The organism is Pseudolabrys sp. Root1462, from assembly GCF_001426945.1.
GTDB lineage: Bacteria > Pseudomonadota > Alphaproteobacteria > Rhizobiales > Xanthobacteraceae > Pseudolabrys.
On record NZ_LMFS01000004.1, the window covers coordinates 79,830 to 100,866 of the forward strand.

The window sequence follows — 21,037 nt, forward strand, 5'->3', positions numbered from 1 at the left end:
GATTCGTCATGCACCCCGTTTTTGCCGCCGGAGAGACCCGCGGCACCCCGATCTGGTTCGTTCATGCCGGCAATGCCGAGACCGTTTTGGCCGGCTTCGGTGACCGCGAGCGGGCTTTCGCCGCGGCGGCGGGCTTCGAGGCGAAACCCGGTAAGCTGCTGCTCATCCCCGCGCTCGACGGCAAGCTTGCCGGCGTGCTGTTCGGCCTGGAGAAGCCCGGCGACCTGATCGACACGTTCCGTCCCGGCGCGCTCGTCAACCTGCTGCCGGCCGGCACCTACCGCTTTGCCAATGCGCCGCACGATGCGCGGCTCGCCGCGCTGGCCTTCGCCACCGGCGCCTATCAATTCACCCGCTACCGCAAGGGCGACGCGCGCAAGATTAAGCTCGTCGTGCCGAAGGGCGTCGATGGCGAGGAAGTCGGCCGCATCGCCGAGGGCGTGGCGCTGGCGCGTGATCTCACCAACACGCCGGCCAACGACATGGGGCCGGAAGAGCTTGAGGCCGCAGCGCGCAAGCTCGCCGCCGCGCATGGCGCCAAGATCCAGGTGACGAGCGGCGATAAGCTCGCCAAGGAATTCCCGCTGATCCACGCGGTCGGCATGGGCTCGCCGCGCGCGCCGCGTCTGATCGACATCACCTGGGGCAAGGACAAGGACCCCAAGGTCACGCTGGTCGGCAAGGGTGTCTGCTTCGATACTGGCGGGCTCGACATCAAGCCATCGAGCGGCATGCTCAACATGAAGAAGGACATGGGTGGCGCGGCGAGCGTGCTCGGCCTTGCGCACATGATCATGGCCGGCAAGATGAAGCTGCGCCTGCGCGTGCTGATTCCCGCGGTCGAAAACTCGATATCGGGGCGCAGCTTCCGGCCGCGCGATGTCTATGCCTCGCGCAAAGGCCTCACCGTCGAGATCGGCAATACCGACGCCGAAGGCCGCCTGGTCCTTGCCGATGCGCTGACGCTCGCCAGCGAGGACAAGCCGGCGCTGATCGCCGACTTCGCCACCCTCACCGGGGCGGCACGCGTGGCGCTGGGCGCTTCACTGCCGGCGCTGTTCAGCAACGACGACAAGCTAGCCGCCGACATGGGCAAGGCCGGCCTTGCCGAGAACGATCCGGTGTGGCGGCTGCCGCTGTGGCAGCCTTACGAGGCGCAGCTCGATTCGAAAGTGTCCGACATCAACAATATCGGCAGCGACGGCTTCGGCGGCGCCATCATCGCAGCGTTGTTCCTGAAGAAGTTCGTCGATGTGCCGTCGTGGGTGCATTTCGACATCTTCGCCTGGACGCCATCGGCCAGACCGGGACGCCCTGAGGGCGCCGAACTGATGGCGGCGCGGGCGCTCTACGGCGTGCTGTGCGCACGCTATGGGTGACATGCTCGACCCCCGCCTCAATCCCTATCGCCCCGACATTGCCGCCGCGCAACTGCGCGGCCGGGTCGAAGCGGCGCAGTTCGTCGAGGCCACCACCTATGAGGTGATCGAACCGGTTGCGGATATCCGCCGCGATCCGGCGCACGAAGCGGCGCTCGATACGCAGGCGCTGAAGGGCGAACGCGTCGCGGTCTATGAGCTGAGCGAGGAAGGCTGGGCTTGGGGCCAACTCGAGCGCGATGGCTATGTCGGTTATCTGTCGGCTAACGCGCTCGGCCCGGTCGGCGCCGCGCCGACGCATCAAGTCAGCGTGCCGCGCACCTTTGGCTTCCCGGCCGCCAATATCAAGTTGCCGCCGATGATCGCGCTGCCGATGGGCGCCGGCATCGCCGTCGCCAGGACGACCGACAGCTTCGCCGTTGATGGCTATGGCTGGCATTATCCGCTGCACCACGTCGCGCCGCTCGCCGCGCCGGGCGACTTCGTGGCCATGGCCGAGATGTTTGTCAGCACGCCCTATCTGTGGGGCGGCAAGTCATGGCTCGGCATCGACTGCTCGGGCCTGGTGCAACTCGCGCTGCAGACGGCCGGGCAAGACGGCCCGCGCGACACCTATATGCAGGAAAAGGCCCTCGGCCGACCGGTGGCGCTCGGCAACATCCGGCGCGGCGATCTGCTGTTCTGGAAGGGCCATGTCGCCATCGCCCGAGACGCGGAAACGATGATCCATGCCAACGCGCATCACATGATGGTGGCGATCGAGAAGACCGCCGACGCCATCGCCCGTATCAAGGCCACGGGCAGCGACGTGACCAGTGTGAAGCGGCTGTAAGAACTCCCACCGCGTCGGCGCGCTTGTCGTCCCCGCGAAAGCGGGGACCACAGATTGCTAAGGGCACATCACCGTGCCGCATTTGGCGACCGAATTGACCGCCTCAGTCAGCGCCTTTTTGCCCGGATAGCCGACAAAGGCGACGCCGCCGACAATAATGCCCGGGGTCGCCTGAATGCCGAGCTGATCGCCGATGCGCAGGTGTTCCTTCATCACCGTGGCGAATTCGTTTTCGCTGGCGATCTTGCGCACTTCGACGGATTCCAGGCCGATCGCCTTCGCCGCGGCGAAGGCGCGCTGGTCGTCGATGGTGCCGCGATCGCCGTAGACCAGGTGGTGGAATTTATAGAAGTCCTCAGGCGAGGCCATTTTCGCCACGGCATATTCAACCCGCGCCGCCAGGATAGAGGGAATGCCGAGCACCGGGAACGGCACCAGCACCAGGCGCAGGTCCTTGTTCTTCTGCGTCAGCTCCGCGAGATCGAGCGAGGCTCTCCGGCAATACGGACAATTGAGATCGTAGAACTCGTACAGCGTTACCTTGCCTTTCGGATTGGCGACGACGACGATGTTCTTCAGCGACTCGATGCGCTCGACCAGTTCCGGCGGCACGCTGTGATTGGCAATCGGCGTGCCATCGTCCGCCATGATCGGAAATTGCGCGTCGTCGGCCCGCGCCGTGAGTGGCGCAAAAAGCAGGATCATCGACAAGACGGCAAGGCGAAGGCGAGAGGCGGTCACGGGCATACTCCAATAGTGCAGACACGCTCATGCCTGACTGCCGCATCATATTGCGAATCAACAATATGTGAGATCAGGCCTGCAGCAGCGCGCCGAGTCGGGCCCGGTTCAGCGCCAGCCATTGCAGCGCCAGGATCATCGGCCCGTTGGCGACGCCGCCGCCCTGTACCAGCGCCACCGCATCGTCGAGCGACAGCCGGATCGTCTCGATCCGCTCGCCCTCGTCGGCGGCTCCGGATCGCGCCGGCACACGGGAGGCATCGACGCTCGCCAGAAACAGGACGATGATTTCGTCGGTAATCCCGGGGGTGGTCATGAAGCTGAACAACTCGATCAGCCGGCCGGGCGCGACGCCGATTTCTTCTTCGCATTCACGCCGTGCCGCCGCCGCCTCGGTTTCGCCCGCCTCGACACGGCCGGCGACGATCTCGACCATGTCACCCTTGCCGGTCCCGATATGTGCCGGCAACCGGAACTGACGAATTAAAACGACCTCGTCGCGGGCCAGATCCACCGGCAGCACGGCGATCACCCTGCCGCCGATCAGGATATCGCGCTGCTGCTGCAGCGGCGAGTGACCGGGGTCCCGCAAGGTCAGATGATAACGCCAGTAATCGCGAAAGCCGTCGGCCAGCTTGTCTGGCTCGCCAAGCTCGACATTCGCCGGGCGATCGGCAGGCAGCTTGGCCATCTACTGCGCCACCGCGTCGCCGGGCGCGGTCTCGATGTGGAACGCGGCGGCAAACAGCGCGCGCGTGTAGTCGCTCTTCGGGTTCTTGAACAGCTCGGCGGCGGCGCCCTCTTCTACCATCTTGCCGTCGCGCAGCACCAGCAGCCGCGACGCCAGCGCCGCGACCACGCGCAGGTCGTGCGAGATGAACATGTAGGTCAGATCGCGCTTCTTCTGCAGATCGCGCAGCAGATCGACCATCTGCGCCTGGATCAGCATGTCGAGCGCCGAGGTCGGCTCGTCGAGCACGATGAATTTCGGCTCGAGCACGAGGGCGCGGGCAATCGCGACGCGCTGGCGCTGGCCGCCGGAGAATTCATGCGGATAGCGATGGCGCGTCGCCGCATCGAGGCCGACATCGGTCAGCGCGGCGATGACGCGCTGTTCGCGCTCGGCCTCGCCCAATTCGGGATGATGCACCCACAGGCCTTCCTCGATGATGTCGGACACCGACATGCGCGGCGACAGCGAGCCGTAAGGATCCTGGAACACGATCTGCATATCGCGGCGATAAGGCCGCATTTCCTTGAACGTCAGCCCCTGCACCGGATGGCCCATGAAGACGACGGGGCCGTCCGACGAGATCAGCCGGAGGATCGCCAGGCCCAATGTCGTCTTGCCGGAGCCCGATTCGCCGACGACGCCGAGCGTCTCGCCCTTGCGCAGCTCGACTGAGACGCCATCGACCGCCTTGATGTGGCCGACCACCTTGCGCAGCACGCCGCGCTTGATCGGAAACCACACCTTCAGATCGTCGGTCTTGACCATGATGGGCGCGTCCGGCTTCGGCGGCGCCGGATCGGGCTTCGGTTCGGCGGCGAGCAGCGCCTGCGTATACGGATGCTGCGGCTTGGTGAACACTTCTTCCACCGGGCCCTGCTCAACGATTTCGCCGCGCTGCATGACGCAGACACGGTCGGCGAGCTTGCGCACGATACCGAGGTCGTGGGTGATGAACAGCATCGACATGCCGAGGCGCGACTGGATGTCCTTCAGCAGCTTGAGGATCTGCGCCTGCACGGTGACGTCGAGCGCGGTCGTCGGCTCGTCGGCGATCAGGAGATCCGGCTCGTTCGCGAGCGACATCGCGATCATGACGCGCTGGCGCTGGCCGCCCGACATCTGGTGCGGATAGCTCTGCAGTCGCCCTTCCGGATCGGGAATGCCGACCTGGGTCAAGAGTTCGATGATGCGGGCCCGCGCCGCCTTGCCGGTGAGGCCCTTGTGCAGCAGCAGCACCTCGCCGATCTGTTTTTCGATCGTGTGCAGCGGATTGAGCGAGGTCATCGGCTCCTGGAAGATGATGGTGATGTCGTTGCCGCGAACCTTGCGGATCTCGTTCTCCGGCATCGCCAGCAATTCGCGGCCCTTGAAGGTGATGGTGCCGGAAGGATGACGCGCCGCCGGATAAGGCAGCAGCTTCATCACCGACAGCGCGGTGACCGACTTACCCGAGCCGCTCTCGCCGACCAGCGCCAGCGTCTCCCCCTTGCCGATCTCGAACGACACATGTTTGACGGCATGGATCTCGCGCTCGCCGACACCGAAGGCGACGGACAGATCGGAAACCTTGAGCAGCGGTTCGGTCATGGCGTGTGCCTGCTCATCGGAACGTCTTGCGCGGGTCGAAGGCGTCGCGCACCGCCTCGCCGATGAAGATCAGGAGCGACAGCATGATGGCGATGGCGAAGAAGCCGGTGAGGCCGAGCCACGGCGCCTGGATGTTGGCCTTGCCCTGGCTCAGCAGTTCGCCGAGCGACGGCGAGCCCGGTGGCAGGCCGAAGCCGAGGAAGTCCAGCGCCGTCAGCGTCATCACCGACGACGACAGGATGAACGGCACGAAAGTCAGCGTGGCGACCATCGCGTTCGGCAGCAGATGGCGGAAGATGATGGTCGTGCTGCCGACGCCGAGCGCCCGGGCGGCCTGGATGTATTCGAAGTTCCGGCCGCGCAGGAATTCGGCGCGGACCAGGCCGACCAGCCGCACCCAGGAGAACAGCAGAAGAATGCCGAGGAGCACGAAGAAGCCCGGCACCAGCACCGACGATATGATCAGCAGCAGGTAGAGTTCGGGGATCGACGTCCAGATCTCGATGAAGCGCTGGAACAACAGGTCGGTCCAGCCGCCGAAATAGCCCTGCACCGCGCCGGCGGCGATGCCGATGATCGACGACGCGATGGTCAGGCAGAGGCCGAACAGAACCGAGATACGGAAGCCATAGATCAGCCGCGCCAGCACGTCGCGGCCGCCATCGTCGGTGCCGAGCCAGTTGTATTCAAGCGTGCCGCATTTGGCGAAATTGTTCTTCGCCGCGAATTCGCAATCCTTCTCGGTCAGCGCCCAGGTCGGCTTCGACGGGAACGGCGACGGCGGCTTCGACACCTGCGTCGAATAGGAGAACGGGATCGGCGGCCAGATGACGACGCCGCCTTCCTTCTGGATCAGGCCCATCAGATAGTCGTCGCGATAATCGGCGGCGGTGCCGAACAGCAGCGGGTCCTTGTCCTTGGCGAAGGCCGTGTCGGGATAGGTGAACACTGCCGGGAAGAACGACTTGCCGTTGACGTGGATGAAGATCGGCTTGTCGTTGGCGACGAATTCGGCGAACAGCGAAATGATGAACAGCGCCAGGAACAGCCACAGCGACCAGTAACCGCGCCGGTTGGTCTTGAAGTTGTCCCACCGCCGCCTGTTGAGCGGCGAGATGGCGATCCACCGCCTCGGCACCGGCTCGGGGCCGGTCGGCGTAATGGTCGCGGCAGGATCGACGCGGGTATCCACGGCTCAAACCTCCCGCGACTCGAAATCGATGCGCGGATCGATCCACGTATAAGTGAGATCGGCGATCAGGTTCACGACGACGCCGACCAGCGAGAAGATGTAGAGCGTGGCGAAAACCACCGGATAATCGCGGTTGAGCACGCTTTCGAAGCCGAGCAGACCAAGACCGTCGAGGGAGAAAATCGTCTCGATCAGCAGCGAGCCGGCGAAGAAAGCGGACACGAAGGCCGAGGGAAAGCCGGCAATGACGATCAGCATCGCGTTACGGAACACGTGGCCGTACAGCACCTGATTCTGCGAGCAGCCCTTGGCGCGCGCGGTCAGCACGTATTGCTTGCGGATTTCTTCGAGGAACGAGTTCTTGGTGAGCAGCGTCATGGTGGCGAAGGCCGACAGCACCATCGACAGGATCGGCAGCGTCAGATGCCAGAAGTAGTCGGCGATCTGCGCGTACCAGGGCAGCGCCCAGAAATTCTCCGAGATCAGTCCGCGCAGCGGGAACCAGTTGAAGAACGAGCCGCCGGCAAACAGGATGATCAGCAGGATGGCGAACAGGAAACCCGGGATCGCGTAGCCGACGATGATGATCGTCGAGGTCCACATGTCGAAACGCGAACCGGCATCGACCGCCTTCTTGATGCCGAGCGGGATCGATATGAGGTACGTCAGCAGCGTCATCCAGATGCCGAGGGACATCGAAACCGGCAGCTTTTCCTTGATCAGTTCCAGCACGGTGACGTCGCGGAAATAACTCGAGCCGAAATCGAAGCGAGCGTAATTCCACAGCATGATGCCGAAGCGCTCATAAGCCGGCTTGTCGAAGCCGAACTGCTTCTCCAGCTTCTTGATGAAGGCCGGATCGAGGCCCTGCGCGCCGCGATATTTGGCATTGACGGCATCGACGGAGCCGCCGCCCTGCGCCATGCCGCGGTTGCTGAAATCGCCTTGCGAGCCGGAAATGCGCGAGGTGGCGCCGGTATCCGAGCCCGACAGCTTGGCGATGACCTGCTCCACCGGTCCGCCCGGGGCGAACTGCACCACCACGAACGACACCAGCATGATGCCGAGCATGGTCGGCACGATGAACAGCAGGCGGCGGAGGATATAGGCGGTCATGTGATCCTCACTACGTCATTCCGCGGCGCCGCGAAAGCGGCGAACCCGGAATCCAGAAGCACGAAGACGCCCTTCCATGCCGCTGGAATCCGGGTTCGCACCTCCGGTGCGTCCCGGAATGACGGTGCCATGGCTACCCCTTCTTCTCCGCTGCCCACCACGTATCCGGAATGCCGCGCGCATAGCGCGGCTGGCGCGAAGGCCGCCCGAACACGTCCCAGTAGGCAATGCGGTGCGAGGCCAGGTACCACTGCGGAATCCAATACCGTCCGGCGCGGATCAGGCGGTCGAGCGCCTTCGCGGCACTGGTCATTTCTTCGCGGCTCGGCGCCGCGATGACCTTTTCGACCAGCGCGTCGATCGCTGGATCGGCGATGCCGGCGAGATTCTGCGCACCCCTGGCCTTGGCCAACTGCGAGGTGAAATAGCTGCGCAGCGAGTCGCCGGGCGTCGACGAAAAGCTCATGCGCTCGACGGTGATATCGAAATCGAAGTCATCGACGCGGGCCCGGTATTGCACCGGATCGACCAGCCGCAGGCTGGCCTGGAAGCCGAGCAATTCGAGGCTTTTGATGAAAGTGAGGTGGTGCGGCTGAAAGCTCGGCTCCTCCGACAGGAACTCGATCGTGAAGGGCTTGCCGTTCGGCAGCATGCGCTTGCCGTCCTTCAGGACGATGCCGGCCTCGTTGAGCAGCGCCACCGCCTTGCGCAGCACATTGCGATCGGTGCCCGAACCATCGGTCACCGGCGGCACATAGGGCTCGCCGAACACCTCATCGGGTACTTTGCCGCGGAACGGCTCGAGCAGTTTCAGCTCAGCCTCGTCGGGCTTTCCTTTCGCCATCATCGGCGAATTCTGGAACACCGAATGCGTGCGCAGATAAGCGCCATACATGATGTTCTTGTTGGTGTATTCGAAATCGAAGGCGTCGATCAGCGCCTCACGCACACGGCGATCCTGGAACTGCGGCCGCCGCGTATTCATGAACCAGCCCTGCGCGCCGGACGGCGTGTCGTCCGGAAACACGTCGCGCTTGACCTTGCCTTCCTTGAGCGCCGGAAAGTCGTAGCGGGTCGCCCAGGTGCGCGCGGTGAACTCCTCGCGGAACAGATAGTTCTTCGCCGTGAAGCCGACGAAGGCTACCTCGCGATCCCGGTAGTATTCGTAACGGACCGTGTCGAAATTGTTCTGCCCGACCTCGACCGGAAGCTGGGCGCCCCACCAGTCCTTTACCCGCTCGAATTCGATGTAATGTCCGGCTTCGAAACGGCCGACCTTGTAGGCACCGGAGCCGAGCGGAATATCGAGCGTCGACTCGTCGAACGGCTTCTTGGCGTAATAGGTCTTCGAGAAGATCGGCATGCCGGCGACCGACAGCGGCACCTCGCGACCGCGGCCGGCCTTGAAACGCGCAATCACGCCCTTGTCGCCGTCTGCTTCCGCCTTGTCGAAGTCGCGCAGCAACTGCGTAATGATCGGATGGCCTTTGTCCTTGAGCGTATTCAGGGACCACACCACGTCGTCCGCCGTCATCGGCGAACCGTCATGGAATGTCAGGCCGTCGCGCAAGGTGAAGCGATAGGTTTGCCCGTCGTCGGTAATACGCACGCTCTTGGCGGCGAGTCCGTACATGGCGTCCGGCTCGTCGCTCGCCCGCGCCATCAGCGTGGCAAAAGTGTAGTCCATGCCGAAGGCGCCATCGCCCTTGAGGATGTAGGTGTTGAGCGAATTGAAGGTCAGGAACGAGCCGTTATAGGTGCGTAGCGAAATGCATTCGGAATAGGCGCCGCCCTTTGGCGCCTCCGGATTGGCGTATGGGAAGTGCTTGAAGTCCGCCGGCAGCGCCAGATCGCCGAAAGCCGACATGCCGTGGCGATCGGTGTCGAGGGCGATGGGTTGAGCATTCGCGGCGGTCGGCAGCTTGACGGCGGCGAGCGCGCCGGCCGACAAGAGAAGGGCGTGGCGCCGCGTAATCATTACCGCGTTGCCTTCGCGGCCTTCGCCTGATCCCACCACCACACCGTGGGGAAGGCCGACGCGGCATATTTCGGCATGGTCTCGGGATGGCTGAAGCGATCCCACCGCGCGGTGCGCTGGAACGGATAGCTCCACTGCGGCACGACGTAGTGATTCCACAGCAGCACGCGGTCCAGCGCGTGCGTCGCGGCGACCAGTTCCTCGCGGCTCTTGGCGAAGATGACGCGATCGATCAGCTTGTCGATCGCCGGGTTCTTGATGCCGACGACGTTGCGCGAGCCCGGCTGGTCCGCCGCCTGTGAACCCCAGAAGCCGCGCTGCTCGTTGCCCGGCGACAGCGACTCGCCCCATGACGCGACGATGATGTCGTAATCCCACTGCCGCAGGCGGTTCTCGTATTGCGACGTATCGACGGTGCGGACCGACACGGCGATGCCGAGGCGCTCGAGCGCCGGCTTGTAGAACAGGGCGACGCGCTCGAAGGCCGGCTGCACCAGCAGCATCTCGACGCCGAGCTGTTCGCCGGTCTTGGTATTGACCAGCTTGGTATTGCGGATCTCATAACCGGCATCGCGCAGCAACGTCAGCGCCGTGCGCAAATTGGTGCGGGCCGCCTGCTGATCGCCGTTCGACGGATTGGTGTAGGGCTTGGTGAACAGGTCGGCCGGCACCTGATCCTTCACCGTGTTGAGGATCTCCAGCTCAATGCCTTGCGGCAGTCCGGATGAGGCCAGTTCGGTGCCGAAGAAGTAACTGTCGATGCGCTTGTACGCGCCGTAGAACAATTGCTTGTTCATCTCGTCGAAATCGAAGGCGTAATTGAACGCCAGACGCAGCCGAGCATCCTTGAACTTGTCGCGGCGGATGTTGAAGGCAAATGCCTGCATCACCCCGGAGCTGGTCTGCGGGAATTCCTCACGCACGACCTTCTTGTCGCGCAGAGCCGGGAAATCGTAGGACGTCGCCCAATCCTTGGCGCTGGTCTCCGTGCGCCAGTCGATCTGGTCGCCCTTGAAGGCTTCGAGCGCGACGGTGGTGTCGCGGAAATATTCGAAACGGATCTGCGCGAAATTGTTGGTGCCGATGTTGACGTTGAGGTCCTTGCCCCAGTAGTCGGCGACCTTTTCGTAGACGATGTTGCGGCCCGGCGCGAATTCCTTGATGCGATACGGCCCCGAGCCGAGCGGGATCTCCAGCGTGGTCGCGGTGATGTCGCGCTTGTTGCCGGATTTGTCCTTACCTTCCCACCAGTGCTTCGGATAGACCGACAACTGGCCGACGATGTGCGGAAGTTCGCGATTGCCGGGGCCGTCGAAAGTGAAGGTCACTTCGCGCTCGCCGGTGTTCTCCGCCTTGGTGACGTGACGATAATAGGCGGCGAGATCGGGACGGTTCTCCTTCTGGACACTGAAGGAGAAGATGACGTCATCGACGGTCACAGGCTTGCCGTCCCACCACTTCGCCTTGGCGTTGATGCGATAGGTGACCCAGGAATAATCGTCGGCGTGGCGCACGGCGTCGGCGAGCAGACCGTATTCGGTCGAGACCTCGTCATAGGATGGGGTCATCAACGACTCGTTGATGAAGTTCGTGCCCATGGCGAGGTTGCCCTTCACCAGCGCCACGACCTCGTTGAAATTGTCGAAGGTGCCGAAGCCGGACATGCGCACGGTGCCGCCTTGCGGCGCGTCGGCCTTCACGTATTCGAAATGCTTGAAGTCGGCGGGGTACTTCACGTCGCCGAACAGCGACAGGCCGTGCTTCCACGCCTTGTCGTCGGCGCGCGCCGCGACGGAGAACGACGCCAGGCCGAGCGCCGACAACGCCGGCGCGGCGAAGGCGGCGGCGGTCGAACGCAAGAGACCGCGACGGGACAATTTCATGGTGGGCAAAGACTTGGACGGTTCGCTGTAGTGCAAATCGATAACCTCAGACGTGGTTCCGCCGCCCCGGCCGCCCCATGACGGATTCGGCGCCGATTATGTCGGTTTTTCGGTCCGCTACCAGCGCCGCCGGGCGGCATGACCCGGATCGGGCTCAAATCTCCGTGGCCAATCGCCGCAACGCGGCCCGCGAAAACAAAACGGCCGGGCACAGGGCCCGGCCGTCAAATATTGGCTTGTCTGGCGCCGCTTACTTCTTCGGTGCCTCGGCCGGCTTGGCGGCGCCTTCGGCGGGCTTGGTGCCCTCCGCCGGAGCGGCGGCCGCGCCGGCATCGGCGGCGGTCGGCAGCGGCTTCGGGCTGTCCGAGAGCGAGCGCAGATAGGCGATCACGTCGGCGCGCTGCGAATCACGCGACAGACCGGCGAAGGTCATGGCGGTGCCCGGGATGTAGCCGCGCGGGTCCTTCAGGAACTTGTTCAGTTCGTCGTAGGTCCACTCGCCACCCTTGGCCTTCATGGCGGCGGAGAAGTTGAACCCGCCGCGGCCGGTGCCGCGCTCGTGGCCGACGATGTCGTAGAGGTTCGGGCCGACGCGGTTCGGGCCGCCCTTCTCGAAGGTATGGCAGGAGGCGCACTGCTTGGCGGCGGCGGCGCCCTTCTCGACCGAAGCGCTGGCCAGCAGCACGGCGATCGGCTTCTCCGGCTCGCCGGCGGCAGGCTTGCCACCCGCACCGGTTTCCTTGACGGCGATCGCGTAACCCGGCTTGGCCGGCTTTTCCGGCGTGAACAGCGCGCCGGCGCCGATGCTGAGCGCGAGCAGGATCAAACACGTGGCCAGAACGGCGCCGAGAATCTTGTTCAGTTCGAAAGAGTTCATTGAAAACGGGCTCCCGACAGGGGCGCGACGGACGAGGGCGCGACGGACGTGAAGTAGCAGTCGCCGCCGCTGGGTGCGGCGTCGGCGATGAGATACCGGTTTGCTCTGCCTCTGGCAACCCGTATAAGCGCCGCCATCCGCTGACTTTCAGCGCTTGGCGGCCCTGTTTCCCCGGCGCCAAGGGGTACCCGAGCGATGTCGAAAACCCACCCGAAAACCATCATTCTTATACCGGCGCGCATGGCCTCGACCCGCCTGCCCGGCAAGCCGCTGGCCGATATCCATGGCATGCCGATGATCGTCCACGTGCTGCACCGCGGCCGCGAGGCCGGTATCGGCGAAGCGATCGTCGCCACCGATTCGGAGGCGGTGCAGGCCGCGGTCGAGAAGGCCGGCGGCCGCGCCGTCATGACCAGCGCCCACCACGCCTCCGGCTCGGACCGGATTTTCGAAGCCCTGGAGGCGGTCGATCCCGAGCATGGTGTTGAATACATAGTCAACGTCCAGGGCGACCTCCCCACCATCGCCGCCGCGGACATCCGCGCCGCGCTGACGCCGCTCGCCGACCCCGCGGTCGATATCGCCACCCTCGCCGCGGTGATCAGGGACCCGGCCGAGCTGACTAATCCGAATGTGGTCAAGGCCAAGGGCACTCTGGTGAGCCCCGGCCGGCTGCACGCCGCCACCTTCACCCGCGCCAATGCCGAAGGCGCCGGGCCGCACTATCACCACATCGGCCTCTACGCCTACCGCCGCGCGGCGCTCGAGCGTTTCGTCAAGCTGCCGCCGTCGGTCAACGAGCAACGCGAGCGGCTCGAACAGTTGCGGGCGCTGGACAACGGCATGCGCATCGACATCGCGATCGTCAGCAGCGTGCCGCTCGGTGTCGATACAGTCGAGGACCTCGACAAGGCCCGCAAGATGCTCGCCGGTTGACTCGCATCGCCGGGTCCGCGTACGCCCCCTATCGGAGCAGGTAACAGTATGGCCAAGAAAAAGATCGTGTTTCAGGGCGAGCGCGGCGCGAATTCCGACCTCGCCTGCCGCGAAGCCTATCCCGATTACGAGCCGGTGCCCTGCCCGACCTTCGAGGATTGCTTCACCGCGTTGCAGAATGGCGAAGTCGATCTCGGCATGATTCCGATCGAGAACTCGGTCGCCGGCCGCGTCGCCGATATCCATCACCTGATGCCAACGGCGAAGCTGCACATCATCGGCGAATGGTTCTTGCCGATTCGCAACCAGCTGATGGCGCCGAAGGGTGCAAGCCTGAAGACCATCAAGTCGGTGCAGAGCCACATCATGGCGCTCGGCCAGTGCCGCAACATCATCCGCGAACTCAAGCTGACCCCGGTGATCGGCGCCGACACCGCAGGTTCGGCGCGCGAAGTCGCCGAAGCGAACGACATCACCCGCGCCGCCATCGGCTCACGGCTGGCGGCGGAGATCTACGGGCTCGATATCCTGAAAGAAAACGTCGAGGACGAATCCAACTCGACGACGCGCTTCATTGTGCTGTCGCCGGAGAAGAAATGGGTTGAACCGGGCAACGGCAAGGTTGTCACCACCTTCGTGTTCCGCGTCCGCAACCTGCCGGCGGCGCTCTACAAGGCACTCGGCGGCTTCGCCACCAACGGCGTCAACATGACCAAGCTCGAGAGCTATATGGTCGGCGGCAATTTCTTCGCGACGCAGTTCTATGCCGATGTCGAAGGCCATCCCGACGACACCGCGCTGGTGCATGCGCTGGAAGAGCTCGCCTTCTTCTCGAAAGAGCTGACGATCCTCGGCGTCTATCCGGCGCACAAATTCCGCGACACGTTCAAGGAAGAGAGCGACGACGAATAAGGGCCTTCCGGGCCGCGCCTGTTCAAGGCCGCGAGCCCGGAATCCCGCCGTCTGCCCCGCTGGGAAGCCGAAGCGTTTTCGAGCGAAGTGGTACCGGTTCGCGTGAAGAGAATGCGTCAAAACACGAAGCTGGAGCTCCCGCTTCTATTCCATCGAAGCCGGAAAGCGCCTACCGGGTCATGCGGTCTTCAGCCTTGAAGTACTTGCGCGCGTGCGCCACTAACTGGCCGTCACTCGGATGGTCGATAGTCTCGACGCCGGCGATCAGCTTCTTCAGCGCAGCGTCGTGGCCTTCGATGTGCTTCACCAGGTCGTTCTTGGCGCTGCCCGGGCCGGTGATCAGCACGGCGCCGGCATCGGCAATGGCCTGCGCCACCGAATGCAGGAATTCGTGGTCGCCGGCGGCATTGCCGGCACCGATCGAACCCGCCTTGTGATGCAGGTGCTTGGCGGGCTTGTCCGGATGGATGGTGAGCTTGTCGACCTCGGCCGGGCTGAAATGAAAGACCCGCGCCTCCCGGTGGTCGATCCAGACAACGGCATGAAAATGGCTCATCGCTAACGTCCCTTCGCAATCAGACTTGTCAGCCGGGACCGTCCGGCTGTCTGAATATAATGCGTCCGGCCGCCCCCGCCTGCTTTGATCTAGCGCATGGTGACGAGGCCTCTTGATCGCCGGGCCGCAAACGGCTTGAACTGGTATGGCACGACCGGCGAAAAATCGCGGGCATTCGGGAGGGACCATGCATTCGGGACATAAGGTGGCGCTGGTCACCGGCGCGGCGCGCGGCATCGGGCTGGCCACCGCCAAGCGCTTTCTGGCCGAAGGCTACAAAGTCGCGCTGCTCGACATCAATTCCGAGACCCTTCACGCCGCCCATGCCGCGCTCGCCGGCGATCATGACATCATGGCGATCGAATGCGACGTGTCGCAGCCGGACGCGGTGGCGTTGGCGTTCGATGCGGTCAGCCGCCAGTTCGGCCGGCTCGACGCGCTGGTCAACAATGCCGGCATCGCCATCTTCAAGCCGATCCTCGACGTCACCTTCGAAGACTGGTCGCGCGTGCTGGCCGTCAATCTCAGCGGGCCGTTCATCTGCACGCAAGCCGCGGCACCGATGATGCGCGACCACGGCGGCGGCGCGATCGTCAACATCACCTCGATCTCGGGCCTGCGCGCGTCAACCTTGCGGACCGCCTACGGCACCAGCAAGGCCGGGCTCGCTCACCTCACCAAACAGCAGGCGGCTGAGCTCGCGCAGTATGGCATCCGCGTCAATGCGGTGGCACCCGGACCGGTCGATACTGCGATGGCCAAAGCCGTGCACACGCCGGAGATCCGCGCCGACTATCACGACCACATGCCGCTCAACCGCTACGGTCTTGAGGAAGAGCTCGCCGAGGCCATTTATTTCCTGTGCAGCGATCGGGCGAGCTACATCACCGGCCAGATCCTGTGCGTCGACGGCGGCTTCGATTCGACCGGCATCGGCCTGCCGACGCTCCGCAAGGACTTGCGCAACAGCTAGGTTCTCGACGCCTCGTACCAGCCGACAAACTCCGGCGACAGCTTGCGCAGCCGCTCGAGATCGACGCGACCGGAGCGCGTGATGTAGCTCATGGCGAAGTCGGCGGGCCTGAGCTTCATATGCTCGCCGAAATGCTCGTACCAGGTGGCGCTGTCATTGGCGCCGCCGACCAGCTTCTCCAGCACCGGGCGGCGCATCGCTTCATAGGCGGCGAAGGCCGCCGGGATATCCTTCGGATGCGCAGCCAGCGCCTTGTCGAGCGCGATGGCGTCTTCCAGCGCCAGCCGGGTGCCGGAGCCGATGGAGAAATGCGCGGTGTGCAGGGCGTCGCCCATCAGCACGTATTTGCCGTGCGACCAGCGCGCATTATGCACCAGCGGGAATTGCCGCCAGATCGAATTGTTCGCGATCAGCGGCTCGCCATCGAGCGTCGCCGCGAAGACCTGCTCACAGAAAGCCTGCGATTGCGCGGCATCCATCTGTGCCAGACCAGCGCCGGCGAAGGTATCGGCTCCGGTCTCGACGATGAAGGTCGAGCGGTCCGGCGCGTAGCGGTAATGATGCGCATTGAACGGGCCCCACTCGGTCTCGACGAAGGTTTGCGTCAGCGTCTCGAACACCTGCCCGGTGCCGAACCAGGCGAAGCGATTGGTCAAGTGACCGACACTGGCGCCGAGTTCGGCGGCATAAGTGCGGCGCACCAGCGAATTGACGCCGTCGGCGCCGACGACGGCATCGAACTCAGACAGTTCGTCGAGCGAGCGCACCGCGCAACCGAAAATCGTCGTGGCGTTGACCGAGGCGGCGCGCGCCTGCAACAGCTGCAGGAGCTTCAGCCGCTCGATGGCGGCAAAGCCGACGCCGTCGATGACGCTGCGCCCGCGCGGATGGTTGAGCGTCATGTCGCGCCACGATTCCATAAACGGCACGATGGCGGCGTAGGTGTCCTCGTCATCCTCGCGGAGGAAGTCGAGCGCGCGATCGGAGAACACAACGCCGAAGCCGAAGGTGGCATCGGCCGCGTTCTGTTCGATCACGGTGACGTCGGCAGCCGGCGCGCGGCGCTTGATGAGGTAAGAGAGATAGAGGCCGGCCGGACCGGCGCCAAGGATCGCGATGCGCATGGCGCGAGTGTGTCACACCACACGGGTGCGCGGTATCCGGTGCGAGACGAAAGATAATTCAGCTGTCGTTCCGGGGCGCGGCCTTCGGCGCGCCCCGGAAGACGAGTTCAAATCGTCTGGTTGTACTCGCCGACGTCCGGGAAGGTCCGCAGCACGCCGTCGACGGACTTGAACATCTCGCGCATGCGCGCTTCGGACACCGGGCTCTCGACGACAACGACGAGCTCCGGCTTATTCGACGAGGCGCGTACCAGGCCCCAGGTGCCGTCTTCGACCGTGACGCGCACACCATTGACGGTGACGAGGTCGCGGATCGGCTGGCCGGCAAAGCGCGAGCCATCCTTCTTCAGACCCTCGAAATGCTTCACCACCGCATCGACGATGCCGTATTTCTTTTCATCGTCACAATGCGGCGCCATGGTTGGCGAGCCCCAGGTCTTGGGGAGCGCCTTGCGCAGGTCCGCCATGGTCTTATCCGGGTTGCGGTCAAGCATGTCGCACACCGCCAGCGCAAAGATCATGCCGTCGTCATAACCCCGGCCGAACGGGCGATTGAAGAAGAAGTGGCCGGACTTCTCGAAGCCCGCCACCGCGCCGAGTTCGTTGACACGGCGCTTGATATAGGAGTGGCCAGTCTTCCAGTAATCGACCTTGACGCCGTTCGCCTTCAGCACCGGATCGGTCAGAAACAGCCCGGTCGATTTCACATCGACCACGAAGGTTGCATTCTTGTGCAGGCTCGACATGTCGCGCGCCAGCATCACGCCGACCTTGTCGGCGAAAATCTCCTCGCCCTCGTTATCGACGACGCCGCAGCGGTCGCCATCGCCGTCAAAGCCGAGCGCAACGTCGGCTTTGTTCATCAACACCGCATCGCGCATCGCGTGCAGCATCTTCATGTCTTCGGTGTTCGGGTTGTAGCGCGGGAAGGTGTAATCGAGATTGCAGTCGAGCGGCACCACTTCGCAACCGATAGCTTCGAGAATGCGCGGCGCGAAGGCGCCGGCCGTGCCGTTGCCGCAGGCCGCCACGACTTTCAGCTTGCGCTTGATCTTCGGCCGCTTGGTCAGATCGGCGATGTAGCGATCGGGGAAATTCTCGACGAACACATACGACCCGCCACCCTTCAGATCGAATTTGGCGCCGAGGACGATTTCCTTGAGCCGGGTCATCTCCTGCGGGCCGAAGGTCAGTGGCCGGTTGGCGCCCATCTTGACGCCGGTCCAGCCATTGTCGTTGTGCGAGGCCGTCACCATCGCGACGCAAGGCACGTCGAGATCGAACTGGGCGAAATAGGCCATCGGCGTGGTGCACAGACCGATGTCATGCACTTTGCAGCCGGCAGCCAGCAGGCCGGAGACCAAGGCCATCTTCACCGACGCCGAATAGCTGCGGAAATCGTGACCGGTGACGATCTCGGGCTTGACGCCCATTTCCTTGATCAGCGTCCCCAGGCCGATGCCGAGCGCCTGCACGCCCATCAGGTTGATTTCTTTTTCGAGCAGCCAGCGCGCGTCGTATTCGCGGAAGCCGGTCGGCTTCACCAGCGGCGAAGACTCGTAGGCATAGGTATTGGGCGTCAGCGCGGGCTTCGGGGTCGGATACATCAAATCCTCGAATGGGATGGCTGGAAATTGGGCAGGACAATAGCGTTGGGGAAATTGCCACTTGATTACCCTAACGCTCAAGGAGACCAAATAGCTCCGTCCCGGGGCCGGAAAATGGCAGAATTCCACACGGGTCAGGTGCCGCGCGGTTTGGCCCGGCGGGTCGGCGCGGCCGAAGCCGGATCGTCCGGCCAGGGGTGCCTTGGATACCGCCCGCGCATGTCGGCGCGGACGTCGGCATAGGAGCCGCGCCAGAAGCCCGGAAGGTCGCGCGTGATCTGCACCGGCTTGTGACCGGGCGACAGCAATTCGATGACCAGCGGAATGCGCCCCGCCGCGATCGAGGGGTGCTGTGCCAGGCCGAACAATTCCTGCAATCGGATTGAGATCGTCGGCCCCTGCTCGGCTTCGTAGTCGATCGTCGCGTGGGTGCCGGTCGGCGCGGTGAAATGCATCGGCGCCTCCTCGTCGAGGCGGCGGCGCATATTCCACGGCACCTGGTTGCTCACGGCATCGAACAAGTCGCCGGCCGAAATCTGGCCACGGGACGTCTTGTCTATCAGCAACGGCTCGAGCCAGTCTGCGGCGCTTTGCGCAAGACCTTCGTCGGATAGATCCGGCCACTCGTCACCTTCGGCGCGGCGTAGAAACTGAACGCGGGTGCGCAGTTGCAACGCCGCCTTGCTCCAATCGAGTTTGCCGAGACCTTGCGCGATCAGGCCCTGTGCGAAAATGTGGGCGGTGTCGGCGTCTGGCGAGACCTGTTTGATCTGCTCCGCGAGCACGATCGATCCGAGCCGCCGCGTGCGCCGCGCCCGCAACGAAGCGGTGGCATTGTCGAAGGTTACGGCATCGCGGTCCTCGATCTTGTCGGCGAAACGCTGCTCGATCTCGCTGAGCGCCATCGGCGCCGCCAGCACGATGCGGCTGGCATTGGCCGTTCCGGTCAGTTCAGCGACGACGATGAACGGCTCACGCGCCAGCGCGGACGTCTGATCCACCAGACCACCGCGGCCATTGGCCAGCAGGAAAGCGCCGCCGGCGCCGCGGTTCTTCGCGACGCGGTCGGGGTAGGCAAGCGCCAGAACGGCGCCGACAGACATGTCGCCATCGCCATTGCCGGACGCCCATCGCTTCGCCATGGCCCGCGCATCCTCGGCGCGGCGCGAGCGGTCGCGGCGGAACTGGTCGAGACGATGGGTCAGATCGACATCGTCGCCGCCGAGGCCGCGCTCGGTCAGAATGGCGGCGATATTCGCCGCCTGCGCGCCCGCGCCCTCGGCTCCGGCATCGACCACCATGCGCGCCAGCCGCGGCGGCAAAGGCAGCGCCCGCAACTTGCGGCCTTCCCCGGTGATGCGGCCCTGCGCGTCGAGCGCGCCGAGCTCGGCGAGCAGCGCACGCGCTTCCTTCATCGCCGCCTGCGGCGGAGCGTTGAGAAAGGCGAGCTTGCCAGTATCGCTCGCGCCCCATTGCGCCAGGTCGAGCACGAAACTCGACAGGTCGGCCGACAGGATTTCCGGCCGCGTATAGGCATCGAACGATCCGGTCTGCGGCTCGTCCCACAGCCGGTAGCACACACCCGGCTCGGTGCGGCCGGCGCGACCGCGCCTTTGATCCGCGGCGGCGCGCGACACGCGCACGGTCTCGAGCCGCGTCAGCCCGACATCCGGCTCGTAGCGCGGCACACGGGACAGGCCCGAATCGATCACCACGCGCACGCCTTCGATGGTCAGCGACGTCTCGGCGATCGAGGTCGCCAGCACGATCTTGCGTTTGCCTTTCGGCGTCGGAGAAATGGCCCGATCCTGGTCGCGCGCCTCGAGCGCGCCATAGAGCGCGACGATATCGACGTCCGGATCGCGCACGTCGTCTTTCAGCATGGCTTCGGTGCGGCGGATTTCGCCGGCGCCGGGCAGAAACACCAGCAGCGAACCGGTGTCGGCGCGCAACGCGCGCTTGACCGCATCCGCCACCTGCCGCTCGATGCGCTCGCGCGGGTCGCGGCCGAGATAGCGCGTCTCCACCGGAAAAGCGCGGCCCTCGCTCTCGACGACCGGCGCATCGCGCAGCAGCGCCGCGACGCGCGCGCCGTCGAGCGTCGCCGACATCACCAGAACCTTGAGATCCTCGCGCAGACCTTCCTGCACGTCCCGCGCCAAAGCAAGGCCAAGGTCGGCGTCGAGCGAGCGCTCGTGGAATTCGTCGAACAGCACCGCGGCAATGCCGTCGAGCGAGGGATCGTCGAGCACCAGTCGTGTGAACACGCCTTCGGTGACGACCTCGATGCGGGTCTTCCTGGAGATCTTGGAGCCGAAGCGCACGCGCAGGCCGACGGTATCGCCGACCTGCTCGCCCAGGGTTGCCGCCATGCGCGCAGCTGCGGCGCGGGCGGCGAGCCGGCGCGGCTCGAGCAGCAGGATCTTCCTGTCTTTTGCCCACCGCTCATCGAGCAGCACCAGCGGCACGCGGGTGGTTTTGCCGGCGCCCGGCGGCGCCACCAGCACAGCGGCCTCGCGCGCACGCAACGCCTCAAGAAGGCGCGGCAGCGCATCGTCGATGGGGAGCGGTGAATCAAATTTCTGCATCGATGCCGGCCACTCTTCCCCTC

17 protein-coding genes are annotated in these 21,037 nt (G+C 64.6%); 5 read left to right on the plus strand and 12 right to left on the minus strand.

The features are described from left to right. Window positions 1-8 precede the first annotated feature (8 nt). Together ASD45_RS21310 and ASD45_RS21315 are read left to right on the plus strand one after the other, a co-directional pair. A complete protein-coding gene (locus ASD45_RS21310; protein WP_056913724.1) occupies window positions 9-1,379 on the plus strand; it encodes a leucyl aminopeptidase family protein in 1,371 nt (456 codons plus the stop codon). 1 nt (window position 1,380) lies between these two features. Further along, the gene (locus ASD45_RS21315) at window positions 1,381-2,211 is read left to right on the plus strand and encodes an NlpC/P60 family protein (RefSeq protein ID WP_056913725.1); all 831 of its coding nucleotides are present in this window, start codon (window positions 1,381-1,383) and stop codon (window positions 2,209-2,211) included. A 57-nt stretch (window positions 2,212-2,268) separates the two neighbouring features. Here ASD45_RS21315 and ASD45_RS21320 read toward each other — a convergent pair whose 3' ends face one another. From ASD45_RS21320 to ASD45_RS21355, 8 genes are all read right to left on the minus strand, one after another. Continuing rightward, window positions 2,269-2,952, minus strand: a complete 684-nt coding sequence (locus ASD45_RS21320) for a thioredoxin domain-containing protein (protein ID WP_162249480.1) — start codon at window positions 2,950-2,952, stop codon at window positions 2,269-2,271. A gap of 73 nt (window positions 2,953-3,025) precedes the next feature. Beyond that, window positions 3,026-3,643 carry an NUDIX hydrolase gene (locus tag ASD45_RS21325; protein WP_056913727.1) on the minus strand — a complete coding sequence of 206 codons (618 nt, stop codon included), beginning with the start codon at window positions 3,641-3,643 and terminating at the stop codon, window positions 3,026-3,028. Next, window positions 3,644-5,272: an ABC transporter ATP-binding protein gene (locus ASD45_RS21330; RefSeq protein ID WP_056913728.1), complete on the minus strand. Its 1,629-nt coding sequence runs from the start codon at window positions 5,270-5,272 to the stop codon at window positions 3,644-3,646. 13 nt (window positions 5,273-5,285) lie between these two features. Continuing rightward, window positions 5,286-6,434 carry an ABC transporter permease gene (locus ASD45_RS21335; RefSeq protein WP_244485631.1) on the minus strand — a complete coding sequence of 383 codons (1,149 nt, stop codon included), beginning with the start codon at window positions 6,432-6,434 and terminating at the stop codon, window positions 5,286-5,288. A gap of 33 nt (window positions 6,435-6,467) precedes the next feature. Beyond that, the gene (locus ASD45_RS21340) at window positions 6,468-7,580 is read right to left on the minus strand and encodes a microcin C ABC transporter permease YejB (protein ID WP_056913730.1); all 1,113 of its coding nucleotides are present in this window, start codon (window positions 7,578-7,580) and stop codon (window positions 6,468-6,470) included. A 133-nt stretch (window positions 7,581-7,713) separates the two neighbouring features. After that, on the minus strand, window positions 7,714-9,558 hold the full coding sequence (locus tag ASD45_RS21345) for an extracellular solute-binding protein (RefSeq protein WP_056913731.1): 1,845 nt from the start codon (window positions 9,556-9,558) through the stop codon (window positions 7,714-7,716). Next, entirely contained in the window at window positions 9,558-11,441 is a 1,884-nt protein-coding gene (locus ASD45_RS21350) for an extracellular solute-binding protein (protein WP_056913732.1), read from the minus strand. The genes ASD45_RS21345 and ASD45_RS21350 overlap by 1 nt, the downstream gene beginning before the upstream one ends. 250 nt (window positions 11,442-11,691) lie before the next feature. Beyond that, window positions 11,692-12,318 (minus strand): cytochrome c family protein, encoded by a 627-nt coding sequence (locus ASD45_RS21355; RefSeq protein WP_082541106.1) that lies wholly within the window; start codon window positions 12,316-12,318, stop codon window positions 11,692-11,694. Window positions 12,319-12,513: 195 nt separating this feature from the next. Here ASD45_RS21355 and ASD45_RS21360 point away from each other — a divergent pair, with 195 nt between their 5' ends. After that, window positions 12,514-13,254, plus strand: a complete 741-nt coding sequence (locus tag ASD45_RS21360) for a 3-deoxy-manno-octulosonate cytidylyltransferase (RefSeq protein WP_056913733.1) — start codon at window positions 12,514-12,516, stop codon at window positions 13,252-13,254. Window positions 13,255-13,302: 48 nt separating this feature from the next. Then, on the plus strand, window positions 13,303-14,166 hold the full coding sequence (locus tag ASD45_RS21365) for a prephenate dehydratase (protein WP_056913734.1): 864 nt from the start codon (window positions 13,303-13,305) through the stop codon (window positions 14,164-14,166). 169 nt (window positions 14,167-14,335) lie between these two features. Here the strand turns inward: ASD45_RS21365 and ASD45_RS21370 are convergent, their stop codons facing one another. Next, on the minus strand, window positions 14,336-14,722 hold the full coding sequence (locus ASD45_RS21370) for a hypothetical protein (protein WP_056913735.1): 387 nt from the start codon (window positions 14,720-14,722) through the stop codon (window positions 14,336-14,338). Window positions 14,723-14,909: 187 nt separating this feature from the next. Here ASD45_RS21370 and ASD45_RS21375 point away from each other — a divergent pair, with 187 nt between their 5' ends. Further along, window positions 14,910-15,695 carry an SDR family oxidoreductase gene (locus ASD45_RS21375; RefSeq protein WP_056913736.1) on the plus strand — a complete coding sequence of 262 codons (786 nt, stop codon included), beginning with the start codon at window positions 14,910-14,912 and terminating at the stop codon, window positions 15,693-15,695. On the opposite strand, the gene ASD45_RS21380 is transcribed toward ASD45_RS21375, so the two are convergent. The 3 genes from ASD45_RS21380 to hrpB all read right to left on the minus strand — a co-directional run bounded on the left by ASD45_RS21380 (window position 15,692) and on the right by hrpB (window position 21,014). Next, window positions 15,692-16,819 (minus strand): FAD-dependent monooxygenase, encoded by a 1,128-nt coding sequence (locus ASD45_RS21380; protein WP_056913737.1) that lies wholly within the window; start codon window positions 16,817-16,819, stop codon window positions 15,692-15,694. The two genes, ASD45_RS21375 and ASD45_RS21380, sit on opposite strands and share 4 nt — an antisense overlap. A gap of 107 nt (window positions 16,820-16,926) precedes the next feature. Next, the gene (locus ASD45_RS21385) at window positions 16,927-18,426 is read right to left on the minus strand and encodes a phosphomannomutase/phosphoglucomutase (protein ID WP_056913738.1); all 1,500 of its coding nucleotides are present in this window, start codon (window positions 18,424-18,426) and stop codon (window positions 16,927-16,929) included. Window positions 18,427-18,560: 134 nt separating this feature from the next. Then, the gene (hrpB, locus tag ASD45_RS21390; protein ID WP_056913739.1) at window positions 18,561-21,014 is read right to left on the minus strand and encodes an ATP-dependent helicase HrpB; all 2,454 of its coding nucleotides are present in this window, start codon (window positions 21,012-21,014) and stop codon (window positions 18,561-18,563) included. Window positions 21,015-21,037: the final 23 nt, after the last annotated feature.

Excerpts from the sequence above, each read along its gene's own strand:
- ASD45_RS21380 (WP_056913737.1), bottom strand. The coding sequence starts at position 16,819 with ATGCGCATCGCGATCCTTGGCGCCGGTCCGGCCGGCCTCTATCTCTCT.
- ASD45_RS21310 (WP_056913724.1), top strand. The coding sequence starts at position 9 with ATGCACCCCGTTTTTGCCGCCGGAGAGACCCGCGGCACCCCGATCTGG.
- ASD45_RS21350 (WP_056913732.1), bottom strand. The coding sequence starts at position 11,441 with ATGAAATTGTCCCGTCGCGGTCTCTTGCGTTCGACCGCCGCCGCCTTC.
- ASD45_RS21330 (WP_056913728.1), bottom strand. The coding sequence starts at position 5,272 with ATGACCGAACCGCTGCTCAAGGTTTCCGATCTGTCCGTCGCCTTCGGT.
- hrpB (WP_056913739.1), bottom strand. The coding sequence starts at position 21,014 with ATGCAGAAATTTGATTCACCGCTCCCCATCGACGATGCGCTGCCGCGC.
- ASD45_RS21315 (WP_056913725.1), top strand. The coding sequence starts at position 1,381 with ATGCTCGACCCCCGCCTCAATCCCTATCGCCCCGACATTGCCGCCGCG.
- ASD45_RS21360 (WP_056913733.1), top strand. The coding sequence starts at position 12,514 with ATGTCGAAAACCCACCCGAAAACCATCATTCTTATACCGGCGCGCATG.
- ASD45_RS21375 (WP_056913736.1), top strand. The coding sequence starts at position 14,910 with ATGCATTCGGGACATAAGGTGGCGCTGGTCACCGGCGCGGCGCGCGGC.
- ASD45_RS21365 (WP_056913734.1), top strand. The coding sequence starts at position 13,303 with ATGGCCAAGAAAAAGATCGTGTTTCAGGGCGAGCGCGGCGCGAATTCC.
- ASD45_RS21340 (WP_056913730.1), bottom strand. The coding sequence starts at position 7,580 with ATGACCGCCTATATCCTCCGCCGCCTGCTGTTCATCGTGCCGACCATG.
- ASD45_RS21355 (WP_082541106.1), bottom strand. The coding sequence starts at position 12,318 with ATGAACTCTTTCGAACTGAACAAGATTCTCGGCGCCGTTCTGGCCACG.
- ASD45_RS21325 (WP_056913727.1), bottom strand. The coding sequence starts at position 3,643 with ATGGCCAAGCTGCCTGCCGATCGCCCGGCGAATGTCGAGCTTGGCGAG.
- ASD45_RS21370 (WP_056913735.1), bottom strand. The coding sequence starts at position 14,722 with ATGAGCCATTTTCATGCCGTTGTCTGGATCGACCACCGGGAGGCGCGG.
- ASD45_RS21385 (WP_056913738.1), bottom strand. The coding sequence starts at position 18,426 with ATGTATCCGACCCCGAAGCCCGCGCTGACGCCCAATACCTATGCCTAC.
- ASD45_RS21345 (WP_056913731.1), bottom strand. The coding sequence starts at position 9,558 with ATGATTACGCGGCGCCACGCCCTTCTCTTGTCGGCCGGCGCGCTCGCC.